The organism is Bacillus sp. AFS041924 (assembly GCF_002577195.1).
Taxonomy (GTDB): domain Bacteria; phylum Bacillota; class Bacilli; order Bacillales; family Bacillaceae_G; genus Gottfriedia.
Window position 1 is genome coordinate 1 of record NZ_NULG01000144.1, and the last position, 20,855, is coordinate 20,855.

Consider the following 20,855-nt stretch of genomic DNA (forward strand, 5'->3'; position numbering starts at 1 on the left):
AGTCTTTTTTCAACAGCATTAAAAAATGGACGTTATGTTACGTCCATTTTTTAATACGGCATCTTTAAAACATCCATTGCTTTTTTAGCATCGTTCTCGATTAATTTATTAATATTGTAAGCTGAATATTGACCTTCTTTAGATAGATAGTTAAAAATTTGAGAATGGAGAGTGTTAATTAATACTAGTTGTTTAACAAACATATTATTTAAATCAGGTGTAGCCGTTTCTGTTAGTGCATGTGCATACATTTTTGTTAACACTTTTGTTGCTGTTAATAAATCCTCAGCGCTCATTTCGCTTGCTAATTTATCACTTGCCGCATCTCTTTCTCCGATTGTAATATTACTCATAAACTTTAGTATATCTCGCAAATTATTTTCAAACGTGTTAATGGAAGCTTTATATAATTCTTTTAATCCTTCATCTGTTATATTTTTTAAATTTGTTTTAAGCTTATATAAATAATAAGTAGTTGCAGCCATAATCTCATGCAATTCTAAAGTCTCATGCCATGCTAATGTTCTCATGCTTGTCCCTCCTTTTTTTTGTAAAAGTCTATTCAGTTGGACAGGATAATATGACGATATAAAAGTGTGAAGTTCAAGGAAAGAAAGGAGGGAGAGGCAGGGAGGGGTATGGATTGGTGAATAACTATGTCCACTTTAATTTTATAACCTTCGAATTCTGCCTTAAATATGTATATTAAAAATGTGATTCATCAGTTGAGTTTATGTGTAGAGAGTGTTTTTGAAATGATGGAGATGATAAATGAAGAGGATTTACATTTTCGACCGATAGATGATAAGAAATCAATTGGGGAGTTAGTTCAGCATGTGTGTGAGCTTATCGGTGCAGATTTAGAAATCATGAGAGGTACCAGTCAAGAAATGATGGCTAATTATTATACGAAGGTAAAGTGTAGTACTTTAGATGAAATGAAAAGTTTATTACAGAAAAACGTCCATGATTTAAATGAAATCTTTTTTAACATGAAAGATGAGGAGTTATTCGAAAAAACTACATCTTATTGGGGACTCCAATATTCTAGATTTGAGTGGCTATTAGAAATACTTGTCCACTTTACACACCACAGAGCCCAATTACATATGCAATTAGTCCAAAAAAAAGGTAATATCAATATCCAATTATTTTAAAAAATAGGATTAGGGAGAAGAAAATACTTCTCCTTAATCCTATTTATAACTAGTCTCTAGTCTCGTGCTGTGGATGCATAAATTGCTTCGTTGGTTCACGTTTTTTCGATTCTAGAAGTGCAGCATTTTCTTCAGTTGCCCAACCAATATCATTCGTTGGATGAACCCATTCGTCTCCAGCCATAACCGATGGATCAACATCGTCGGACCAATTATTTAGTGGAGAGTTAGGAGAATTATATTTACTGTCGCCAATGACTACTCCCTTAGAATTTACAAATGGTTCTTCCATTTTTACATCTGTTCCTTTAAAGGAAGGAAAATTTGAAATATGCGGTAATGTGTCTTGCATTACCGGTGAATCGATTTCAGCTTTGTCTTTTTTTCTTTTCATTAAATTTCACCTCTACTTACAAATTATTATTTGCTAATTAGTGAAATCAATACAAAAGGACAATATCAAAAATATTGTCCCAGACTGCCCGCCAAACGCTCGCTTTCTTCATTGCTTCACCTGCTAAAGCAGTGCTCATTACCGTTTAGGGTAGGTAACTCCGCTCCTCATCAGGCNNGTGCCTCGAAAGACAAGCGCTTGCAATAAGTCTGGAAATCAAATTTTTAGGACTTTGTCTTATACTTCGATTGTAAAAAATGAAGGTGATAAAGTTTTTGGAGAGAAATAAACTAGCATTGCATAATTGCCAGTTCTATATTCCCCAGTCGCTAAGAAATGATCGATATTAAATGAAAGGGCTTCAACCATAGTATGTTTATAAATTTCCTTTTCACTTAAATTAAGAGCAATAAAATCTGAACCTAACTGCTCAGGAGTTTCGATAATTCGTTTATAAATTTCTTTCGAGAAATCATGATTTGTTACTTCATCCCACCAAGGTTTACGTGGTTTGTATTTATGATTTAGATAATAATCAATTTTCATAATATCTCTAACAATTGATTCATTTTTAATTTGATATTGGGTTAAAAATTCATTTAGTCGCTTAAATAAATCTTCAAGCTGATGTCCGATTCTTGACCAACCTCTTTCTTCCCAATATGAACCAAATAATTGGAAGAAATCAAATGGGCTTTCAAACTCGTTTTTAATTAAATATTCAATCGTATTATTTGTTCGATGGTCATTCCAATATTTTTCAAGTACGTCTTCAACCTGCTTAATTTTAACGATATCATCGAAAGACAATACATTATTGCCTAGTACTTCATAAGGTGCATAATCCATATATACATAATCATGTTCATGTGCACGTAAACGTACTCCAGTTCCTCTTAGCATTTTTAAGAAGCCTAGTTGAAGTTCTTCAGGTCTTAATGCGAAAACATCATTGAAAGTTTGACGGAAAGAATTGTAATCTTCTTCAGGTAAGCCAGCGATTAAATCTAAATGTTGATCTATTTTTTCTCCATCTCGAACAAGTGTGACAGTTCTACAAAGCTTTTCAAAATTTTGTCTTCTCATAACTAGTTCGTTAGTCGCATCATTTGTAGATTGAACACCTATTTCAAATCGGAACAGTCCTTTAGGAGCATTTTGATTTAAAAACTCGATGACTTCTGGACGCATAATATCACCAGTAATCTCAAATTGGAATACGGTTCCTTCGACATGCTCATCAATTAAAAATTGAAACATATCCATAGCATAACTTCGACTAATATTAAAAGTTCGATCTACGAATTTAAAAACCTTTGCTCCATTTGCCATAAGGAAACGAATATCATCTTTGATCACTTCTCGATTGAAATATCGAACCCCAACTTCGATTGAAGATAAACAAAACTGGCAATTAAAAGGACAACCTCTACTAGTTTCAATATATTGAATTCTTTTACTCAAAAATGGTAAATCTTCTTTAAAGCGATACGGAGAGGGAATCGTTGTTAAATCTATTTTTTCAGTTTGTGGTTTAATGATATTTTTTCCTTCATCTCGATAACCAATACCATTGATTGAACTGAAATCAGTCTCATTTTCAATAGCGTGAATTAATTTTTTTACAGTAATTTCTCCTTCGCCAATGATAACTACATCAATTTCCTTAACGCGATCTAACCAATAATTTACATCATAGCTGACTTCCGGTCCCCCGATAAAAATAATGACAGAAGGGTCAATTTTTTTATACATACGAATAACTTCGAGTGTTTGTTCGATATTCCAAATATAGCAACTAAAGCCAAGGACTTTTGGTTTACGCTTATATAAGTCTGTAATGATATTAAGACTTGGGTCTTTAATTGTATATTCTGCAAGCTCTATATCATATTCAGGCTGAGAATACGCTTTAAGGTAACGAATACCTAAATTAGTATGAATATATTTTGCATTTAATGTAGCTAAAACAATGTTCATTTATATACCTCGTTCTAAATTATTATCGATTTATTTTAACATAAAATATTGAGATTACTAAATTTTGAAAAGGATGATATAGAGACAGTTTTTTAGAGCAGCAAAAAAGTACAGTTGAATCTGCAAAGAGAAAATGGTTTAGATGATAAAGCATGTAGATATTTCATTACAGTTAAGAGATATTCTTCACATTTTTAATAAAAAAAGCATATAATTCACTAAATACAAAAAAGTTTCCTTAGGGAAAGAAAGGATAAACATATGAGTAAGAAATTATTATTTTTTACGTATTTATGTAATAAAATCGGTGTATTGTCTAATCAGGATGTAAAAAAGGTATTAAATCAATAATTCCTATCAAAAAACAAAAAAAGTTGTAGAAAATTGGTGTTTGTTCATTTACTTAGAACTATTGACAATGAAGACCGACACATGACATAATTTTAATAAATAGTAAGAATAGTTTGAAATTTTAATAGTGTCCAAATAGATAGTCTAAATAAGTGGAGGTGTAAATATGAGTTTATTTTTAGAACAATGGAAAAAGCTAGCTAATATTAAATGTGATTTAGCAAAAAGAGATTGGTTTTATGGTACGAGCGGAAACCTGTCGATGAAAATTTCAGACGATCCTTTGTTATTTCTTGTAACAGCGGATGAGAAGGATAAGCGAGCACGCTGCGATGAAGAATTTATTGTTGTAAATAATCTTGGAGAGCCAGTATTTGATACGGTATTAAAGCCATCTCTTGAAACATTGGTTCATGCAAATATTTATGAAAGAACTTCTGCTACTTGTGTGCTCCATGTACATACGGTAGATAATAATGTTATTTCAGAATTATTTGGTGATGAAGGAAAGGTAGAGCTTGAAAATAATGAAATGATTCATATCTTAACAAGCTCTTATTTTGAAAATAAAATAACTGTGCCGATCATAGAGAATGCACAAGATATGGAAACTTTTAAACGAGCTTACACTCCATTTTTAACAAATGATTTTGGGGCTGTTCTAGTAAGAAATCATGGAATAACTGTCTGGGGTAGGAGTCCACTAGAAACAAAGAAATGGTTAGAAGGCATCGAGTTTTTAATAAGCTATAAAGTTAAATTAATGATGATTCAAGGTCATAAAATTAAAGCAGGAAACTAAGAAGAAAAATAATAAGCTGAAATAGTAGTGGTAAATAATTTCCATTACATTTCAGCTTTTTTATTTTATAATAATAGATAAAGAATAGTCTTAATTACATACTTAAATCAAAATTAATCATCTTAAGCAGGATTTCATAAAAGAGCGTCTAATTTATTAATTAAGAGCATTAGATATAAGTGGTTTTACATAAACATAAATAAACCTACTAGGTAATTTTGCTTAGTAGGTTTCATATTGTATCTATTTTAAATAAATTAGATAGAATGAATAGTAGTAAATAAATCAATTATTAATGAAAAGGTTAGTTTTAAAAAACATCCTGTAGAAGGGAATCAGTCTAATGAATGAATATCAACTCAGCCGTTTATTATTATCTATCTCATTAAAAAGAGAAGAAATGGTATATTTTGCGGAAACTAAAGGGTTAAATGAACACATGACCTTAAAGGCCAGTCAAGAATTGGACGAGTTAATTATTTCATACCAAAAAAAATTGCTAAATGAATTAAATAAATCATTTTCATTGAAATAAGCTTAAGTAAAAAAGAATTGATCTAGGAAAAGAAATTGAAGGGGTATTAATATGGAAGAGACAAATAGAGAAGATATAGAGCTTTCGTTAAAGTTATTTATTGTATTATCGCGAGCACATAGAAAGATAAATGATTCTGCTAATAAATCAATTGCTAGTTTTAATTTAAATCCAACTGAATTTGCAGTTTTAGAACTCCTGTATCATAAAGGAAACCAGCCACTTCAACATATTGGTGAAAAAATACTAATTGCTAGTGGTAGTATTACTTATGTAGTAGATAAACTCGAGAAAAAGGGATTAGTTTATAGAAATCCATGTAGTGCAGATCGAAGAGTAATCTATGCAGAAATAACTGAAAGTGGAAATAAACTGATGGAAGAAATATTTCCTGTGCATGAAAAATTCTTGCATGAGCAAATGAGTGATCTCTCAAATGAAGAAAAAAATTTCCTAATTCATTTATTAAAGAAAATTGGATACCATGGTTCAAACTAAAAGCTCCTATTTGTATGAGCTTTCAGACTGCCCGCCAAGCGCTCGCTTTCTTCGTTGCTTCGACTGTTGAGCGGTGCTCATTATCGTTTAGGGTAACTCCGCTCCTNNTTTTGGACTTTGTCTACACACTAAAAGCTCCTATTTGTAGGAGCTTTTTTGTTTTAAAAGAGTTTGTTCAATCATTATGTTCGCTTTTTTCTGAGTCTATTATGTTTATAAATCAATGAATAAATTTGCATCGTGTTCTTGTTTTTCAAAATTTACAAAATAACATAAACACTTTTAAATTAGTAGTTTTATCACTTAAAAAAGTTGATAATACTAGATTTCAAAGATTATATCAAGTAAACAATTTTAAATTTTCAGAAATTTATTTAAATTTAGGTTTTTTTACAAGAAGATTTTATATATAATAGCAATATCACAAAAAAATGGAGGGATTAACATGGGTTTTCAAGATTACCACTATACTAGACCAAATATGAAGAACTTTGGTGAACAATTCAAACGTTCATTACAAAATTTTTATGATGCATCAACTGTTTATGAACAAGAATTAGCAATGAATGAGATCAATGATTTAAGAAATGAATTTGCAACAATGGAAAATTTGTGTGCAGTTCGCCATTCAGTTGATACAAACGATAAATTTTACGAGGATGAGCAAGCGTTTTTTGATGAAAATACTCCAATTGTTCAATCATATGGGCAACAATACTACAAAGCACTAAGTGGTTCACCATTTAGAGAGCAGCTTGAAGAAAAATATGGGCAACAATTATTTGCTTTAGCTGAATGTGAAGTTAAAATTCTAAGTGAAGAAGTAATTCCAGATTTACAGGAAGAAAATAAACTAACGACTGAATATGCTAAGTTAGTAGCTGCGGCGAAGCTTTCATTTTATGGTGAAGTGAAAACGTTAGCACAAATTTCGGCACATTTCGAAGATAAAGATCGAGAAGTTAGAAAAACAGCTTATGATACATACTTCGGTTATTTCTCGGAGAATCAGCATAAATTTGATGAGATTTATGATAAATTAGTAAAAATTCGAACTCGAATCGCAAATAAGTTAGGTTTCTCAAACTTTATTGAACTAGGTTATGCACGTATGATGAGAACTGATTATGATGCAAATGATGTTAAAAAGTTTAGAGAGCAAGTTCTTGAAACAATTGTTCCAATCGCTACAGAATTAAGAGAGCGACAAGCAAATCGAATTGGAGTAGAACAACTTTATTACTATGACGATAAATTCGAATTTGTAACTGGCAATGCAACACCTAAAGGTAGTCCGGAGTGGATTATTGAGAACGGTAAAAAAATGTATGATGAATTATCAAAAGAAACAAGTGAGTTTTTCAATTTTATGTTAAAGGAAAACTTACTAGATTTAGTTGCGAAGGAAGGGAAACAAGGTGGAGGATATTGTACTTATATTCCAAACTATAAAGCTCCTTTTATTTTCTCGAATTTCAACGGAACATCTGGTGATATTGACGTTTTAACACATGAAGCAGGTCATGCATTCCAAGTTTACGAAAGTCGTAAATTTGAAACACCTGAGTATAACTGGCCAACATATGAGGCGTGTGAGATTCATTCAATGAGTATGGAATTCTTTACATGGCCTTGGCAAGAGGAATTCTTCAAAGAAGATACTCAAAAATATTATTTCACACATTTAAGTAGTGCAATTACATTTATTAGCTATGGTGTGGCAGTAGATGAATTCCAACATGAAATTTACGCAAATCCAGATTTAACTCCAGAAGAACGTCACGGGCTTTGGAAAAGAATTGAGGAGAAATATTTACCACATCGAGTAAACGATGGAAATAGTTATTTAGAAAAAGGTGGACTATGGCAAAGACAGGGTCATATTTATCAATCACCATTCTATTATATCGATTATACATTGGCTCAAATTTGTGCACTACAATTTTGGAATAAGATGCATGAAAACAGAGAATCAGCATGGTCTGATTATGTTGGACTTTGCCAATTAGGTGGAAGTAAATCATTTTTAGGCTTAGTTAAAGAAGCCAAGTTAGAATCTCCATTTAATGATGGCTGCATCGAAAATACATTAGAACCGGCTAGAAAATGGCTAGCAGGTGTAAACGATCAAAGTTTATGAGTAATTACTCCGACTTTTTATAGTCGGAGTTTTTTTATTACAAGGAAAGCGAGTATCCTATAGTGGGAACCAACATGAAAAAGAGAAAGAGTATAGTCCCTTTCTCTCTATTAAATAAGTTTAGTTATTAACTACTTTAGAAGTTTCCTCCGTTTTAGTATTTTTCTTTATTCTCTTAGAAAAAAATAGTTCATAGACAACCGGAATAAATACTAATGTTAATAAAGTCGATGAGGTTAAACCGCCAATTACTGTAATAGCTAATCCTTTCGATATTAAAGTACCACTAGATGTCGTTAATGCTAATGGTAGTAAAGCAGCGATCGTAGCAAATGCAGTCATTAAAATAGGTCGTAGACGTGTTTTACCACCTTCAATAATTGCTTGGCGAATAGGTAAACCTTTTTGTTCGATATTTTGTCCTATTCGATCAACTAATACGATGGCATTTGTCGTAACGATACCGATTAACATTAATAATCCAATCATTACACTAATAGAAAGCGGTTCGTCTGCTAAGAATAGTGCAACAAATGAACCAATTGGTACAAATACTAATGCAGATAAAATAATAAATGGAATTCGAGCTTTGCCAAATGTAATTAACATTGTTAAATAAACTAATCCGACTGCTACGCCCATTGCAACACCTAAGTCTTTAAATGTTTGTGTAGTATCATCACTACCTCCGCCGCCTTTTAAAGTGACATCAGATGGTAGGTCTACATCTTTTTTTACATCATTGATTACTTCATTCGTTACTGTTGCGATGTCTTTTCCTTTTATTTGAGCAGAAACTTTCGCAAATACTTTACCATCTAACTTTTGAATTGCTGAAAATGTTTCAACGGTTTTAACTTGAGCCACATCTGATAGTTTAATTGCTCCTTTTTTTCCAAATAAAGTAATATTTTTAATATCTTCTATTGATTGTAATTCTTTATTATAAGTTAATTGTACATTTTGTTCTTTGCCATCAATTTTTAATGTTCCCATATTAATCGGGTTTGTTTGATCGGCAACTAAACCTAATATCATTCCAGCAGAAAGACCATTCTCAGAAACTTTTTTCCCATCTACTGAAACAATTACTTGTTTTTGTTTTTCTGAGAAATTATTCGTAACATATTTTAAGTCATCATTTTTTTTCATGTAGTCTTCAACTTTTTTAGCGCTTTCTTGAAGTGCAACTAAGTTATTAGAATACAAATTGATGTCGACGTTATTATTTGATGGTGGACCACTAGATGAGTTTTCTTGCAATCCTACTTTTGCACCTTGAACTTCAGAAGCTGCTACTTTTTCCATTTTACTTTTTGTATCTTTAATAAACTGATCGACATTTCCGCTTTGCTTCAAATTAATAAAATAGCTAGCTTTATTCTCCGTTTTTAATCCGGTCATAAAGTCGCGACTACCTACACCAGTAGAAACTTCTTTAACTTCTTTCATATTTAAGAACATCTTTTCAATTTTTAATGAAACTTCATTTGTTTTTTCTAATGATGTTGATGGCGGTAGCTCTAATGAAGCAATAATTGCTCGAGAAGACTCATTTGGAATAAATGTGAAACCAAGTCTACCTACTAGTGAAAAAGAGCCTGCAAGTAATACTACAGCTAATACGATGACAATCCATTTGCGATTTAATGATTTTTCAATTACTTTACCGTACCATATTTGAATTTTTTCTTCTTTTTCTTCTTGTGGTACTTTCTTAAATGCATAACGACCTAAGATTGGTACAATTGTAATTGAAACTAACAAGGAAGCTAGTAAAGAAAATACAATTGTTAATGCAAAAGGTAAGAATATTTTACTCGTAAATCCACCTACAACTCCTAAAGGTAAGAACACTACAATTGTAGTAATAGTAGAAGAGGTAACTGCTTTTAATATTTCTTTTGTTGAAGATAAAATTAACTCATTTGAAATACCTTCTTTTGATTTGCGAATTCTACGGAAAATATTTTCAATTACAACGATACTATCATCTACAACACGTCCAACAGCAACTGCCATACCACCAAGAGTCATAATATTTAACGTTATATCTAATTTGATCAAGAATATCGATGTAATTAATAAAGATAAAGGTATTGAGATAATAGCAATAAATGTGGCACGGAAGTTACGTAAGAATATTAAAACTGCCAATGAAGCAAATAATGCTCCTAATAATCCTTCCTTAATTAATGATTCAACAGATTGTTTTACTCCATCAGCAGAGCTATAGCCCACTTTATATGAAATTTCTTTTTTGTGTTTATTTAGGACATTAATTACTTTATCCGCTACTTCAACTGTATTTGCATCTTGTTTCTTCGTTATTGCCATTGAAATAGCATCGTTTTCATTGTAACGAATTAATTCATCTTTAGAGTCTACTGATTCAATTTTAGCTACGTCTCCCAATAAAACTTTTGGAGTCTGGGCATTTTGAGTTGATGTCGTAGATGTAAATGATGCAGGTTGTAATTCTAAATCTTTTAGCTTTTGAATTGTATCTAATTTTTCTTCGACACGAATTGGAATTTTAATATCTCCATCGTTTATTTTTCCAGCTGGAAAGGATAGAAATTTTGCATTAATTTGATCTTTTATACTTGTTAGTGATAGCCCTAAATTTGCAATTTTCTGCTTATCAACTTCAATAGATAAGGATGTAGAATTTCCTCCACCAATTGAAACACTGTTTACACCTTCTATTTTATTTAAGGCAGGAACGATTTCATCATTTAAAGTTGTCTCGATGTTCGAACCGTCTTTTGAAAACATTGAGATGTAATAAATAGGGAAGGAACCAAACGAAAAACGATCCACCTTCGTTGTTACATTATCAGGTAAGCCTGCATCCTTTAATGTCGTGTTGACTTGTTGTTCAATTTTATCCATATCTGTATTAAATGGAAATTCTAAATTAATAACAGAAACACTTTCGAAAGAAGAACTTGATAGTGTCTTTATTCCTTCTATTGATTTAAAAGAGTTTTCAAGTTTTGTTGTGATCTGTTCATTTATATCATCAGGTGCAGTCCCAGGATAAACAACCTGAACAGAAATTGCTGGAAATTCGATATTTGGAAGCTCTTCAACTTTTAATTTTGAATAAGAGTAAAGTCCTCCAAATATTAATAAAAACGAAATAATAAAGATTGCTACAGAATTTTTTAAACTAAATTTTGTTAAAAAGTTCATTCAATACCTTCCTTTCTATATCTAGTGATTTTAGTGGGGAACGGTTGTAATCGGAATTTTCAATCTTTTGAATGCGATAATTTTCTACGAAAGAGAAACCGGTAATTTCTATTTCAAGTAGTTCCTTTTTATGTATTTTCCTTCTTTCCTCGTGCTTCCTAGTTCTTCTTATAATAAAAATAACTAACATATATTTTGACTAATTGTGAAATGATAAGATGGCAAGAAATTTCTTAATTTTTAGGAGTGATAAAAATGACAAAATCAAAAAAAGAAAAGGAACGATTTTGGAATGAAAGAAAGTCGAACCATAAACCACACGATAAAGTAAAATCGTTTAAAGAATTGGACAAAGAAACAAAATAGCCACCTCCTTTACAAAAGAGTGAATGGTACCAGATTTTACGATTTCCACTAATCACATTTCATTTGTAATCATAAAAAAAAGTCCCGTGATATACACGGGACCTTAGACTGATTTGGTAAAGAAATCTTATAAAATTTTAATAGATTTGAAATCTATGTAAATCGAACCTTAAATTATGAATATAACTAATTCTACTATCTTTATTTACTCTGCAGTTACTACTATTTTATAATTTTTATGGTTTACGACAGTTAGTGGTTCCATTTCTAAATCGCGGAAGTTTTCCATTATGGATATGTCAACAATGACAGAATTTTTATTAACTTTTTGTACTCTACCTTTTAACCCCTGTTTAAACTCAATGATATTTCCTGCTTCTGCAATTTTCATGAGCATATCTCCTAACAAAGTTTTGACTTGACACCTTCTATAATGCATGAAAACGGTTTAAAGGTAAAGAGAAAATTTAAATTTTTTTACAATTATGTCTATTTTTATAAGAAATTATGTTTAAAAACCTTTTGAAAGGAAAAAATGGGTTGTAGCACTTTCTGGAGGTTAGTTTGTTGAAAGAATGGTTTAAAGAGTTTGAAGTAGAAATTACAAATGAAATAGAAAATTTGGTAAGTAGTAATACTCTGATTGGCGATCCTATATTATTTTTTGAAAAAATTATTTTAGTACCATTTTTTGAGATGATTGTCGTTCTTGGTGAAGCGCATTCTTCATTAGAGTTTGCGAGTCTTGGGACAGGAGTAGAAGTAATTCCTAAAGCATTTTTAGTTTTAATGGATGGAAAAACCGAAGTAATTTTAGTAAATAATAAAAATATGAATTTATCTGTAACAGAAAAAATTCTTGATGTTACGATCTAGTTTCCATTTAGTACACGCTTTGTTAATGTTAGGTTTGAAGTTTTTTATAGTAACCTTTAAAATTCTAAATATCAATCTAATAATAAAGGGTGAGAATATGGAACAAAATGAATTTATCAAATTGATCGATCAGCTAGTTAAAGGAGAGATTTCAGAAATTAGCGTTACAAAAGATGATTTTTTAACATTTAGACAAATAATTGTTAATCGAGAAGATTTTAAACACTTTCGAGGGAATGCTCAGCATGGGGGACATGTAATTTATACTTACTTGGAAGAAGCAAGAAGTTAATATTTTTGTTTAAAATTGAGCCGAATTCATTAAAAAATTATATTATTTTAATCATGTACTCATTAAAAGTTTGCGAAAAAAAAAAGTTTTTTTAGCTTTTTTTCTTATTTCGTAAGGCGTTAATGAGTACTTTTTTTGTGAAAATGTTATGACTTCATTTGACAAAAAAATCGTTTTACACTTTATTGCACTCTTCTCCATAATTTGTTAAATTTCATATATTGTTTTATTTCGAGACATATTGTCGAAATGTTTATTTTTTAATTTCGGTAACTATATATTGTGTTTGTTCTAAAAAGGTAATACAATATGTAGGTATATAACATAAGTATTTTCAATATTCTTACATATTAACGAGGGTGATAAAATGGTGATAGTTTACAGTTCAATGACAGGCAATGTTAAACGATTTGTCAATAAAATTAGAATGCCGTCAATCCAAATAAAAGATGGATTAAAAATTGATGAACCTTTTATTCTCGTAACCTATACTACAGGATTTGGTAATGTACCTGAAAACGTAAGTACTTTTTTAAGCAGTAATTCGAAGTATTTAAAAGCAGTCAGTGCAAGTGGTAATAAAAACTGGGGAGATTCTTTTGCAGCAAGTGCAGATAAAATAGCATCAGACTACCAAGTTCCAGTGTTATCAAAGTTTGAACTGTCAGGGACAAGTCGAGATGTACAATATTTTATTGAAGGAGTGGAAAAGCTTGAGACATATTGAGCTGAACAATGAATTGACGATTAAAAAAGATGGTTTTTTTGATCTCGCAAAAGATAAAGAAGCACTTCTTTGTTTTTTAAAAGAAGTTGAAGATAAAAAGATTCTATTTTCTTCCTTAAAAGAACGCTTAAACTATATGATTCAAGAAAACTATTATTATAATGTTGAGTCGGATTACTCCTTTAATGAAATAGAGAAATTATATGAGTTAGTTTATAATGCTGGATTCACTTTCCAATCATATATGGCTGCATCAAAATTCTTTAAAGATTATGCATTAAAAACAAATGATGGTAAGCATTATTTAGAGGGATATGAAGATCGAATTGCGATCGTTGCACTATATTTAGGAAGAGGTAAAATAGAAAATGCATTGAAGTTAGCAAACAGCATGATTCAACAAAACTATCAGCCTGCTACTCCAACTTTCTTAAATGCCGGAAGAAGTAGAAGAGGCGAACTGGTATCATGTTTCTTATTAGAAATGGATGATAGTTTAAATTCAATCGGATTTCAGATAAATACAGCAATGCAGCTGTCAAAAATCGGCGGTGGTGTTGCACTAAACTTATCAAAGCTAAGAGCACGTGGAGAACAAATAAAGGAAATTGATAACGCTGCAAGTGGTGTTGTCCCTGTAATGAAGCTATTAGAAGATTCGTTTTCGTATGCTAACCAGCTTGGACAACGTAAAGGTGCTGGTGCAACCTATTTAAATATTTTCCACTGGGACGTAGTTGAATTTCTTGATACAAAAAAAATCAATGCCGATGAGAAAAGTAGAATTCAATCACTATCAATCGGATTAATTGTTCCAAATAAATTCTTTGAACTAGCTGAGAAAAATGAACCATTCTACGTATTTGCACCATATACAGTGTATAAAGAGTATGGAATTCATTTAGATGATTTTGATATCGATGAAAGATATGAAGAATTAGTCAATAATGAACGTATTAAAAAGAAAAAACTAGATTTAAGTGCACGGGACCTTTTAGTAAAAATCGCTGCGATTCAGTTAGAATCTGGTTATCCATATTTAATGTATAAAAGTAATGCGAATGAGCAGCATGCATTAAAGGATATTGGTGAAATAAAGATGTCTAATTTGTGTTAATAGCTAGCACCTTCTAGAAGAAATTCTAGTCGAAAACTCTGTTAAACGGGAGAAGCCTTATAATAGGTAATCCACCGTGCTAAATCTTATCTTAATTTCCAGTGTAATCCCAGTAAATATTAGATATTATTAGGTTAAATCTAATAGAACGGGGAAATGCTATATGACTCAGGAAGTGCCTTATGGGTTTGTCTATGAGACTATAAACAAACTAAACGGTAAAAAATAAGAATTCTTGCCGAAGTGTATTCTGATGAGGAACTAGCAATAAATTTCCTACCTATAAGAGACTTTCTGAAAGATTAAGATAAGTAAATGCCTAACGACTATCGAAAGCATAGCTGGATGAAAAACTCCAGTGAAGAAGCGAGTAGAGTACACTCAAAGAGCGAGTGGAAAAGCAGAGCACCTTACCAGGTTGAGCTGAAGGTGATGATATAGTCTATCCTACATGGTGACATGTAGCAGTTCATAAGAGAACGGGTTAGGTTTTAGCGAGCCTAATCGAATATAAGAGACAGAAATCTTTCAACTACAAGAAACATCAGTCATCAATAACTATGGTGAAGAAGATGTTATCAAACGTGATGTGAATTGTAATTTAGGATCATTGAATATCGTAAATGTAATGGAAAATAAAGCCATTAGAGAATCAGTACATGTTGGTATTGAAGCTTTAACCGCTGTAGCAGATATGACGGAAATAGAAAATGCACCTACTGTTAAAAAAGCAAATGAAGAACTTCATTCTGTTGGTTTAGGTGCAATGAATTTGCATGGATTTTTTGCGAAAAATGGCATTGCATATGAGAGTGCTGAAGCAAAAGATTTTGTGAATACATTCTTTATGATGGTAAACTTTTATTCGATTGAAAAAAGTATGCTAATCGCTAAGGAAACAGGTAAAACATTTAAGGATTTTGAAAAGAGTGAATATGCAAAAGGTACTTATTTTGAAAAGTATACTTCAAAATCATTTGAACCTAAAATTAACAAGGTAAAAGAATTATTTAATGGTATTTATATCCCTAATGAATTTGACTGGGTTACCTTAAGTAAGGAAGTACAAGCATATGGTTTATATAACAGCTATCGCTTAGCAATCGCACCTACACAATCAATTAGCTATATACAAAATGCTACTTCATCGGTTATGCCAATTGTAAATGTTATTGAATCTAGAACTTATGCAAATTCAACAACATATTATCCGATGCCTTATTTATCAAAAAATAGTTTCTGGTATTATAAATCAGCGTACGATGTTAATCAATTTAAATTAATTGACTTAATTGCTGAGATTCAGCAGCATGTCGATCAAGGTATTAGCTCAATTTTATATGTAAACAGTGATATCTCAACACGAGAGCTTGCTAGATACTATATTTATGCTAATAAAAAAGGATTAAAGAGCTTATATTACACACGTACTCGTAAATTAAGTGTAGAAGAGTGTATTAGTTGTTCAGTATAAAAGACTTTAGTATATAAATAGTTAAATAGACGAAATTGAATCGAAATTAAATTACTTGATGATCTAAGTGAGAAGCTCGAATATAGAATGCTTTAAGCATATTGTTCTATATCATCGAGCTTTCTTTATGATTAGGGGGAATAGATAAATGAAAGCTGTTAACTGGAATAAAAAAGAAGATGATTTTAGTTTAGTATTTTGGAAGCAAAATCTATCTCAGTTTTGGACTGAAGAAGAAATCGTAGTTTCATCAGATAAAAATACGTGGAATTCATTATCAAAAGAAGAACAAACGGCTTTTAAAAAGGTATTAGGTGGACTAACATTATTAGATACTAAGCAAGGCGGAGAAGGTATGCCTTTAATTTTAGTTCATCTTAAAAATTTACAAGCTAAAAGTGTACTAGCATTTATGGGTGCAATGGAAGAAGTGCATGCTAAGAGCTATTCGCATATTTTTACAACTCTTGCTACAGAAGATGAAATTGATGAGCTATTTAAATGGGTGGACGAGCACCCAATTTTAACTAAAAAATCGGAATTAATTTCTTCATATTATTTAAATTTATTAAAGCGCGATGTTTCAGATGAAGAGTTATACATGGCAATGGTTGCAAGTGTGTTTTTAGAAAGTTACTTATTTTATAGCGGATTCTTCTTCCCGTTATATTTAGCAGGTCAAGGGAAAATGACAGCAAGTGGAGAGATTATTAATCTTATTTTACGTGATGAAAGTATTCACGGAGTATTTGTAGGGCTTTTAGCGCAACAAATTTATGACCAATTTACTGATGAACAAAAAACTCGACTTTTCAATAAAACAATGTCATTATTAGTTCAATTGTATGAGATTGAATTACAATATACAGAAGAAATTTATTCTTCGATTGGTTTAGTAGAGGAAGTAAATACGTTTATTCGATATAATGCAAACAAAGCGTTAATGAACTTAGGGTTTGATACTTATTTTGATGAAGAAGATATTAATCCGATTGTATTAAATGGCTTAAAAACTGATACGAAAAACCATGATTTTTTCTCTGTAAAAGGTAATGGGTATGTAAAAGCAGTTACAGTGGAAAAATTAACAGATGAGGATTTTATTTTTGAATTTTAAATGTAAGGAAGTATGTAAATGAAGGCACTTGTTTTTAGAGAATTTGGACAATCGGATGTATTAAAATATGAAGAAATCGCAACACCTGAAATTTCATCTGATGAAGTTTTAATTGAAATGAAGGCAGTAGGTGTTAATTTTGCGGATATATATCGTCGTAAAGGGAACTATCATTTAGCTGGAGACCCTCCATATATTTTAGGTTATGAAGGCTCTGGAATAATTACCGAAGTTGGTTCAAGTATAACGGACTATAAAGTAGGCGATCGTGTAGCATTTGCAGATGTTCCATTTGCAAACGCGGAGTATGTTGCTGCAAAAGAAACGCATATTGTACCAATTCCAGATGAAATTAGCTTTGAAATTGCTGCATCTATTATGCTACAAGGTTTAACTGCACATTATTTGATTAATGATAGCTATAAAATTAAAACTGGTGATGTTGCTCTTGTTCATGCAGTCGCAGGTGGAGTTGGCCAATTATTGACTCAAATGATTCTGTTAAAAGGTGGAGAGGTAATCGGATTAACCTCATCACAAGAAAAAAGAGAAAAAGCTTTATCAATCGGTGCTAAAGAAGTATTTTTATATAATGAAAACTGGGTTTCACAAATAAAAGAGTTTACGAAAGAACAACATGGCGTGGATGTTGTATATGAATCAGTAGGTTCTACAATAATGGATAGCTTTGAAGCAACAAAAATTCACGGAACAGTTGTATTTTTCGGAATGGCTGGGGGAGATCCAGTGCATATTGATCCACGAATGTTAATGGATAGCTCAAAAACTCTAACTGGTGGAGACTTATGGAATGTACTAATTTCGAAAGAAGAGAGATTACGTAGAAGTAATGAACTATTTGATTGGATTGCAAATAAACAATTAATTGTACAAGAACCTACCGTGATTCCTTTAAAAGATGGAAAGCTTGCACATGATCTATTAGAAAGTAGAAAATCAACTGGAAAAATCATTTTATCTGTATAATAAAAAAGACCAAAACTTTTAAGTTTTGGTCTTTTTTTTATTTAACAGGCAAAGCAATTGTAAACGTGGTTCCATTCATACCGCTTATTGCAGAAATCGTTCCATTATGATTTTGAATCAGTTTTTTAGTTAGTGATAAACCAAGTCCTGTACCATCGTCTTTTGTCGAAAAGAACGGATCAAATATATATGGTAAATCTGCAGGAGGAATTCCCGTACCATTATCTCTAAAAGTAATATAAACGATGTCTTTATCAATAAATGTTGTAATATTAATAGAAAGTAGTTCTTCTTTTTTTGCGTCTAATGCATTATGGAATAAATTTAAAAACACTTGAACAAGTTGGTTTTTATCAAAGAAAATATGTGTACCTATCAATTCACTAGATAGGTAATATTCTATTTTAACATTATTTAATACGGTTTCACTAAAAAATAGCTGTTTTAGATGATTTGAAAAAAAGTCATTAATATTAATTGGCTCTGGTTTATAGTTCGCATTCTTTGTAATTGATAAAAAGTCAGTAATAATGGCATTTGCTCTGTCTAACTCGGGAATTAGTAGATCATTGAACAATTGTTTATACTGTGGCGGAGCTTCTTCTTGTAAGAATTGTAAATACCCTCTAACAGTTGTAAGTGGATTACGGACTTCATGAGCGATACCTGCCGCAATTCTACCAGACATTGCCAACTTTTCGGATTCTCTTTCATCGTTTAAATTATGAAAAACACCAATCACTCTTGAAATTTCTCCATTTAGATCACGGATAATACGAGTATTGATTATGCCATAATTTATATTTAAAATCTCCTTATTATAAAATTCTTCACCTGAATAAAGTGTTTGAAGCAAACAAATCTCTTTGTCTTCTATTTTTAATAAGTCTCTAATATGTCTTCCTATAAATTCATATTTCGTAATTCGAAAATCGATCGCAACTTGTTGATTATATAGTGTAATAATACCGTTTTTATCTATAAATAAAATATGGTGCGAAAAGGCATCATAAATAGATTGTAAAGTTCTTTTACTATTAGATAAAAAGTTTGTGAATTTAGTATGTAATGGAAGTGTTTCATTTTTGGAATTGTTATAACTTGTATTTCTAGTTAAATGATTTGAGTTAGATAATTCACGAGTTTCATTTGAAAAAATAGATCCAGAAGTAATTGTATTTAAGATTGATTCGTACGATTTTACTTTTTCTTCAAGCTCAATTATTTTGTTTTTTAGTTCTTGTACTGTCTCGTTAACCATTTACACTATACTCCAATTTCTACTAAAATAAATTTATACTGTAGTCATTATATCAAACAAAATCGTTTATTTTAATGAAAATAAGAAATAATTATTTAATAATCAAAACACTTTGGGAGAGAATGATGGAAATAAAAATTGGGGTAACAGGGTGGGGGGATCATGATCGTTTATATCCTGATCGAATTCACTCTTCAAAAAAATTAAGACAGTATTGTATGCACTTTCCAATTGTCGAAATTGACTCATCTTATTATAGTATAATGCCACAATCAAACTATCATAAATGGGTAAATCAAACGAATGAAGATTTCTCCTTTATCGTTAAAGCATATGGTGGCATAACTGGACATTCAAGACAAAACTATTCTAAAGAGGAGCAAATTTTACTATTAACACCATTCTTGGAATCAATTCAGCCGTTAGTTGAAGCGAATAAATTAAAAGGAATCTTATTTCAATTTCCACCTTGGTTTAATTGTAAAAGGGAAAATGTAGAATTATTAAGAACGCTTAAAAGTAAATTGAAAGGTCTTCCTGCAATTTTAGAATTTCGTAATCAGTCTTGGTTTCATTCGGAATACTATGAGCAAACTTTAAAGTTTATGGAGGATGAAGGTTGGATTCATTCAATTTGTGATGAGCCACAAGCTGGTAATGGTAGTATACCAATCATTTTACACCCAACAGATCCAAATTTAACATTAATCCGTTTCCATGGTCGAAATATATATGGATGGAATCATAACGGACAGGATAATTGGCGTGAAGTAAGGTATTTATATCGATACAATGATGAAGAACTATATGAATGGGTAGAAAGAATTGAACAGTTAGCAAAAAACACAAAAGAAATTTGTATACTTTTTAATAATAATTCTGGTGGAGATGCAGCGGATAATGCTAAACAATTAATGAAGCTGCTAGGTATTGAGTTTGGACCAACATCTACCGAGCAGCTTGAACTGTTTTAATTTGATTTTCGTAAAAGAGAAATACAGCAAATATTAATAAGTAGGAAAGCAACAAATGCTAACATTGGAATTGTAATAAAACCAAACCAGTTTAAATAGTCCCCAGTACAAGGGACCGGGCCACACTGTGTGACTGTTTCCTTTAGTGCAGGAACTTTTTGAATTAAAATATGATAGATTGAAATACACATTCCAATTAATGATAATGGTAAAACATAAATTACATCTTTGATATTATTTTTATAAAATGCAATACCTACAATAAAAACGATCGGATACATGAAAATTCTCTGATACCAGCATAATGAACAAGGTGTCCAATGATTAAAAACTGAAAATGATAAACTACCTAGAGTTGCAACAATGCTAACAATCCAGGTGAAAAATAAAATTGATTGTTGTTTCTTCATTTATTACCATCCTAACTTTGATTATCGATAATGCTATTGTACCTTCGTTTGGATGTAAAGTGGTATAAAAAGGTCATTAAGTAGTAAATATTTAATAAAAGGCTCTGTTAATATTAATTGTTGATTTTAGTTAAATTAGAGACTAATTGAAATGGAAGGTGCGAAGACCCCTATGGGAAATGCGGGAAACTTGAGACCC

General features: G+C 31.1%; 19 protein-coding genes and 2 pseudogenes. 14 read left to right on the forward strand and 7 right to left on the reverse strand.

The window, feature by feature from the left end:
* Positions 1–50: 50 nt before the first annotated feature.
* Positions 51–530, reverse strand: coding sequence for a spore coat protein (locus COC46_RS21300; protein WP_098811891.1), 480 nt, complete (start codon positions 528–530; stop codon positions 51–53).
* A gap of 225 nt (positions 531–755) precedes the next feature.
* On the opposite strand from COC46_RS21300, the gene COC46_RS21305 reads away from it, so the two are divergent.
* Positions 756–1,157: a DinB family protein gene (locus COC46_RS21305; RefSeq protein ID WP_176545246.1), complete on the forward strand. Its 402-nt coding sequence runs from the start codon at positions 756–758 to the stop codon at positions 1,155–1,157.
* A 49-nt stretch (positions 1,158–1,206) separates the two neighbouring features.
* Here the strand turns inward: COC46_RS21305 and COC46_RS21310 are convergent, their stop codons facing one another.
* Together COC46_RS21310 and COC46_RS21315 are read right to left on the reverse strand one after the other, a co-directional pair.
* A complete protein-coding gene (locus tag COC46_RS21310) occupies positions 1,207–1,551 on the reverse strand; it encodes a DUF3905 domain-containing protein (protein WP_098811893.1) in 345 nt (114 codons plus the stop codon).
* Positions 1,552–1,788: 237 nt separating this feature from the next.
* Entirely contained in the window at positions 1,789–3,531 is a 1,743-nt protein-coding gene (locus tag COC46_RS21315) for a B12-binding domain-containing radical SAM protein (RefSeq protein WP_098811894.1), read from the reverse strand.
* Positions 3,532–4,048: 517 nt separating this feature from the next.
* Between COC46_RS21315 and mtnB the strand changes: the two genes are divergently transcribed.
* The 4 genes from mtnB (at position 4,049) to COC46_RS21335 (ending at position 7,857) form a co-directional block, all read left to right on the forward strand.
* Positions 4,049–4,684 carry a methylthioribulose 1-phosphate dehydratase gene (gene mtnB / locus COC46_RS21320; RefSeq protein ID WP_098811895.1) on the forward strand — a complete coding sequence of 212 codons (636 nt, stop codon included), beginning with the start codon at positions 4,049–4,051 and terminating at the stop codon, positions 4,682–4,684.
* 343 nt (positions 4,685–5,027) lie between these two features.
* Positions 5,028–5,219, forward strand: a complete 192-nt coding sequence (locus COC46_RS21325; protein ID WP_098811896.1) for an aspartyl-phosphate phosphatase Spo0E family protein — start codon at positions 5,028–5,030, stop codon at positions 5,217–5,219.
* A 51-nt stretch (positions 5,220–5,270) separates the two neighbouring features.
* On the forward strand, positions 5,271–5,717 hold the full coding sequence (locus tag COC46_RS21330; RefSeq protein WP_098811897.1) for a MarR family winged helix-turn-helix transcriptional regulator: 447 nt from the start codon (positions 5,271–5,273) through the stop codon (positions 5,715–5,717).
* A gap of 445 nt (positions 5,718–6,162) precedes the next feature.
* Complete coding sequence (locus tag COC46_RS21335) at positions 6,163–7,857, forward strand: M3 family oligoendopeptidase (RefSeq protein ID WP_098811898.1); 1,695 nt, start codon at positions 6,163–6,165, stop codon at positions 7,855–7,857.
* A gap of 120 nt (positions 7,858–7,977) precedes the next feature.
* On the opposite strand, the gene COC46_RS21340 is transcribed toward COC46_RS21335, so the two are convergent.
* Positions 7,978–11,055, reverse strand: a complete 3,078-nt coding sequence (locus COC46_RS21340) for an efflux RND transporter permease subunit (RefSeq protein ID WP_098811899.1) — start codon at positions 11,053–11,055, stop codon at positions 7,978–7,980.
* Positions 11,056–11,310: 255 nt separating this feature from the next.
* On the opposite strand from COC46_RS21340, the gene COC46_RS22980 reads away from it, so the two are divergent.
* A complete protein-coding gene (locus COC46_RS22980; RefSeq protein WP_255294997.1) occupies positions 11,311–11,421 on the forward strand; it encodes a DUF6254 family protein in 111 nt (36 codons plus the stop codon).
* Between the two features lie 205 nt (positions 11,422–11,626).
* Here the strand turns inward: COC46_RS22980 and COC46_RS21345 are convergent, their stop codons facing one another.
* Complete coding sequence (locus tag COC46_RS21345; RefSeq protein ID WP_098811900.1) at positions 11,627–11,812, reverse strand: YkvS family protein; 186 nt, start codon at positions 11,810–11,812, stop codon at positions 11,627–11,629.
* A 176-nt stretch (positions 11,813–11,988) separates the two neighbouring features.
* On the opposite strand from COC46_RS21345, the gene COC46_RS21350 reads away from it, so the two are divergent.
* The 7 genes and pseudogenes from COC46_RS21350 (at position 11,989) to COC46_RS21380 (ending at position 18,011) form a co-directional block, all read left to right on the forward strand.
* Complete coding sequence (locus COC46_RS21350) at positions 11,989–12,297, forward strand: hypothetical protein (RefSeq protein WP_098811901.1); 309 nt, start codon at positions 11,989–11,991, stop codon at positions 12,295–12,297.
* A gap of 97 nt (positions 12,298–12,394) precedes the next feature.
* Positions 12,395–12,589 carry an abortive phage infection protein gene (locus COC46_RS21355; RefSeq protein WP_098811902.1) on the forward strand — a complete coding sequence of 65 codons (195 nt, stop codon included), beginning with the start codon at positions 12,395–12,397 and terminating at the stop codon, positions 12,587–12,589.
* A 367-nt stretch (positions 12,590–12,956) separates the two neighbouring features.
* Positions 12,957–13,316, forward strand: coding sequence for a class Ib ribonucleoside-diphosphate reductase assembly flavoprotein NrdI (gene nrdI / locus COC46_RS21360; protein WP_098811903.1), 360 nt, complete (start codon positions 12,957–12,959; stop codon positions 13,314–13,316).
* A pseudogene (locus tag COC46_RS21365) lies at positions 13,303–14,430 on the forward strand (ribonucleotide reductase N-terminal alpha domain-containing protein); the annotation flags it as partial. The gene nrdI and the pseudogene COC46_RS21365, both read left to right, overlap by 14 nt.
* Positions 14,431–14,950: 520 nt before the next feature.
* Positions 14,951–15,907 (forward strand): annotated as a pseudogene (locus tag COC46_RS21370) (ribonucleotide reductase large subunit); the annotation flags it as partial.
* 148 nt (positions 15,908–16,055) lie between these two features.
* Complete coding sequence (gene nrdF / locus COC46_RS21375; protein WP_098811906.1) at positions 16,056–17,024, forward strand: class 1b ribonucleoside-diphosphate reductase subunit beta; 969 nt, start codon at positions 16,056–16,058, stop codon at positions 17,022–17,024.
* A gap of 18 nt (positions 17,025–17,042) precedes the next feature.
* Positions 17,043–18,011 carry a quinone oxidoreductase family protein gene (locus COC46_RS21380; protein ID WP_098811907.1) on the forward strand — a complete coding sequence of 323 codons (969 nt, stop codon included), beginning with the start codon at positions 17,043–17,045 and terminating at the stop codon, positions 18,009–18,011.
* Positions 18,012–18,048: 37 nt separating this feature from the next.
* Here the strand turns inward: COC46_RS21380 and COC46_RS21385 are convergent, their stop codons facing one another.
* The gene (locus tag COC46_RS21385) at positions 18,049–19,272 is read right to left on the reverse strand and encodes a two-component system sensor histidine kinase NtrB (protein ID WP_098811908.1); all 1,224 of its coding nucleotides are present in this window, start codon (positions 19,270–19,272) and stop codon (positions 18,049–18,051) included.
* 125 nt (positions 19,273–19,397) lie between these two features.
* On the opposite strand from COC46_RS21385, the gene COC46_RS21390 reads away from it, so the two are divergent.
* Positions 19,398–20,246: a DUF72 domain-containing protein gene (locus COC46_RS21390; RefSeq protein ID WP_369700080.1), complete on the forward strand. Its 849-nt coding sequence runs from the start codon at positions 19,398–19,400 to the stop codon at positions 20,244–20,246.
* Here COC46_RS21390 and COC46_RS21395 read toward each other — a convergent pair.
* Positions 20,243–20,656, reverse strand: a complete 414-nt coding sequence (locus COC46_RS21395) for a disulfide oxidoreductase (protein WP_098811910.1) — start codon at positions 20,654–20,656, stop codon at positions 20,243–20,245. The two genes, COC46_RS21390 and COC46_RS21395, sit on opposite strands and share 4 nt — an antisense overlap.
* Positions 20,657–20,855 lie beyond the last annotated feature (199 nt).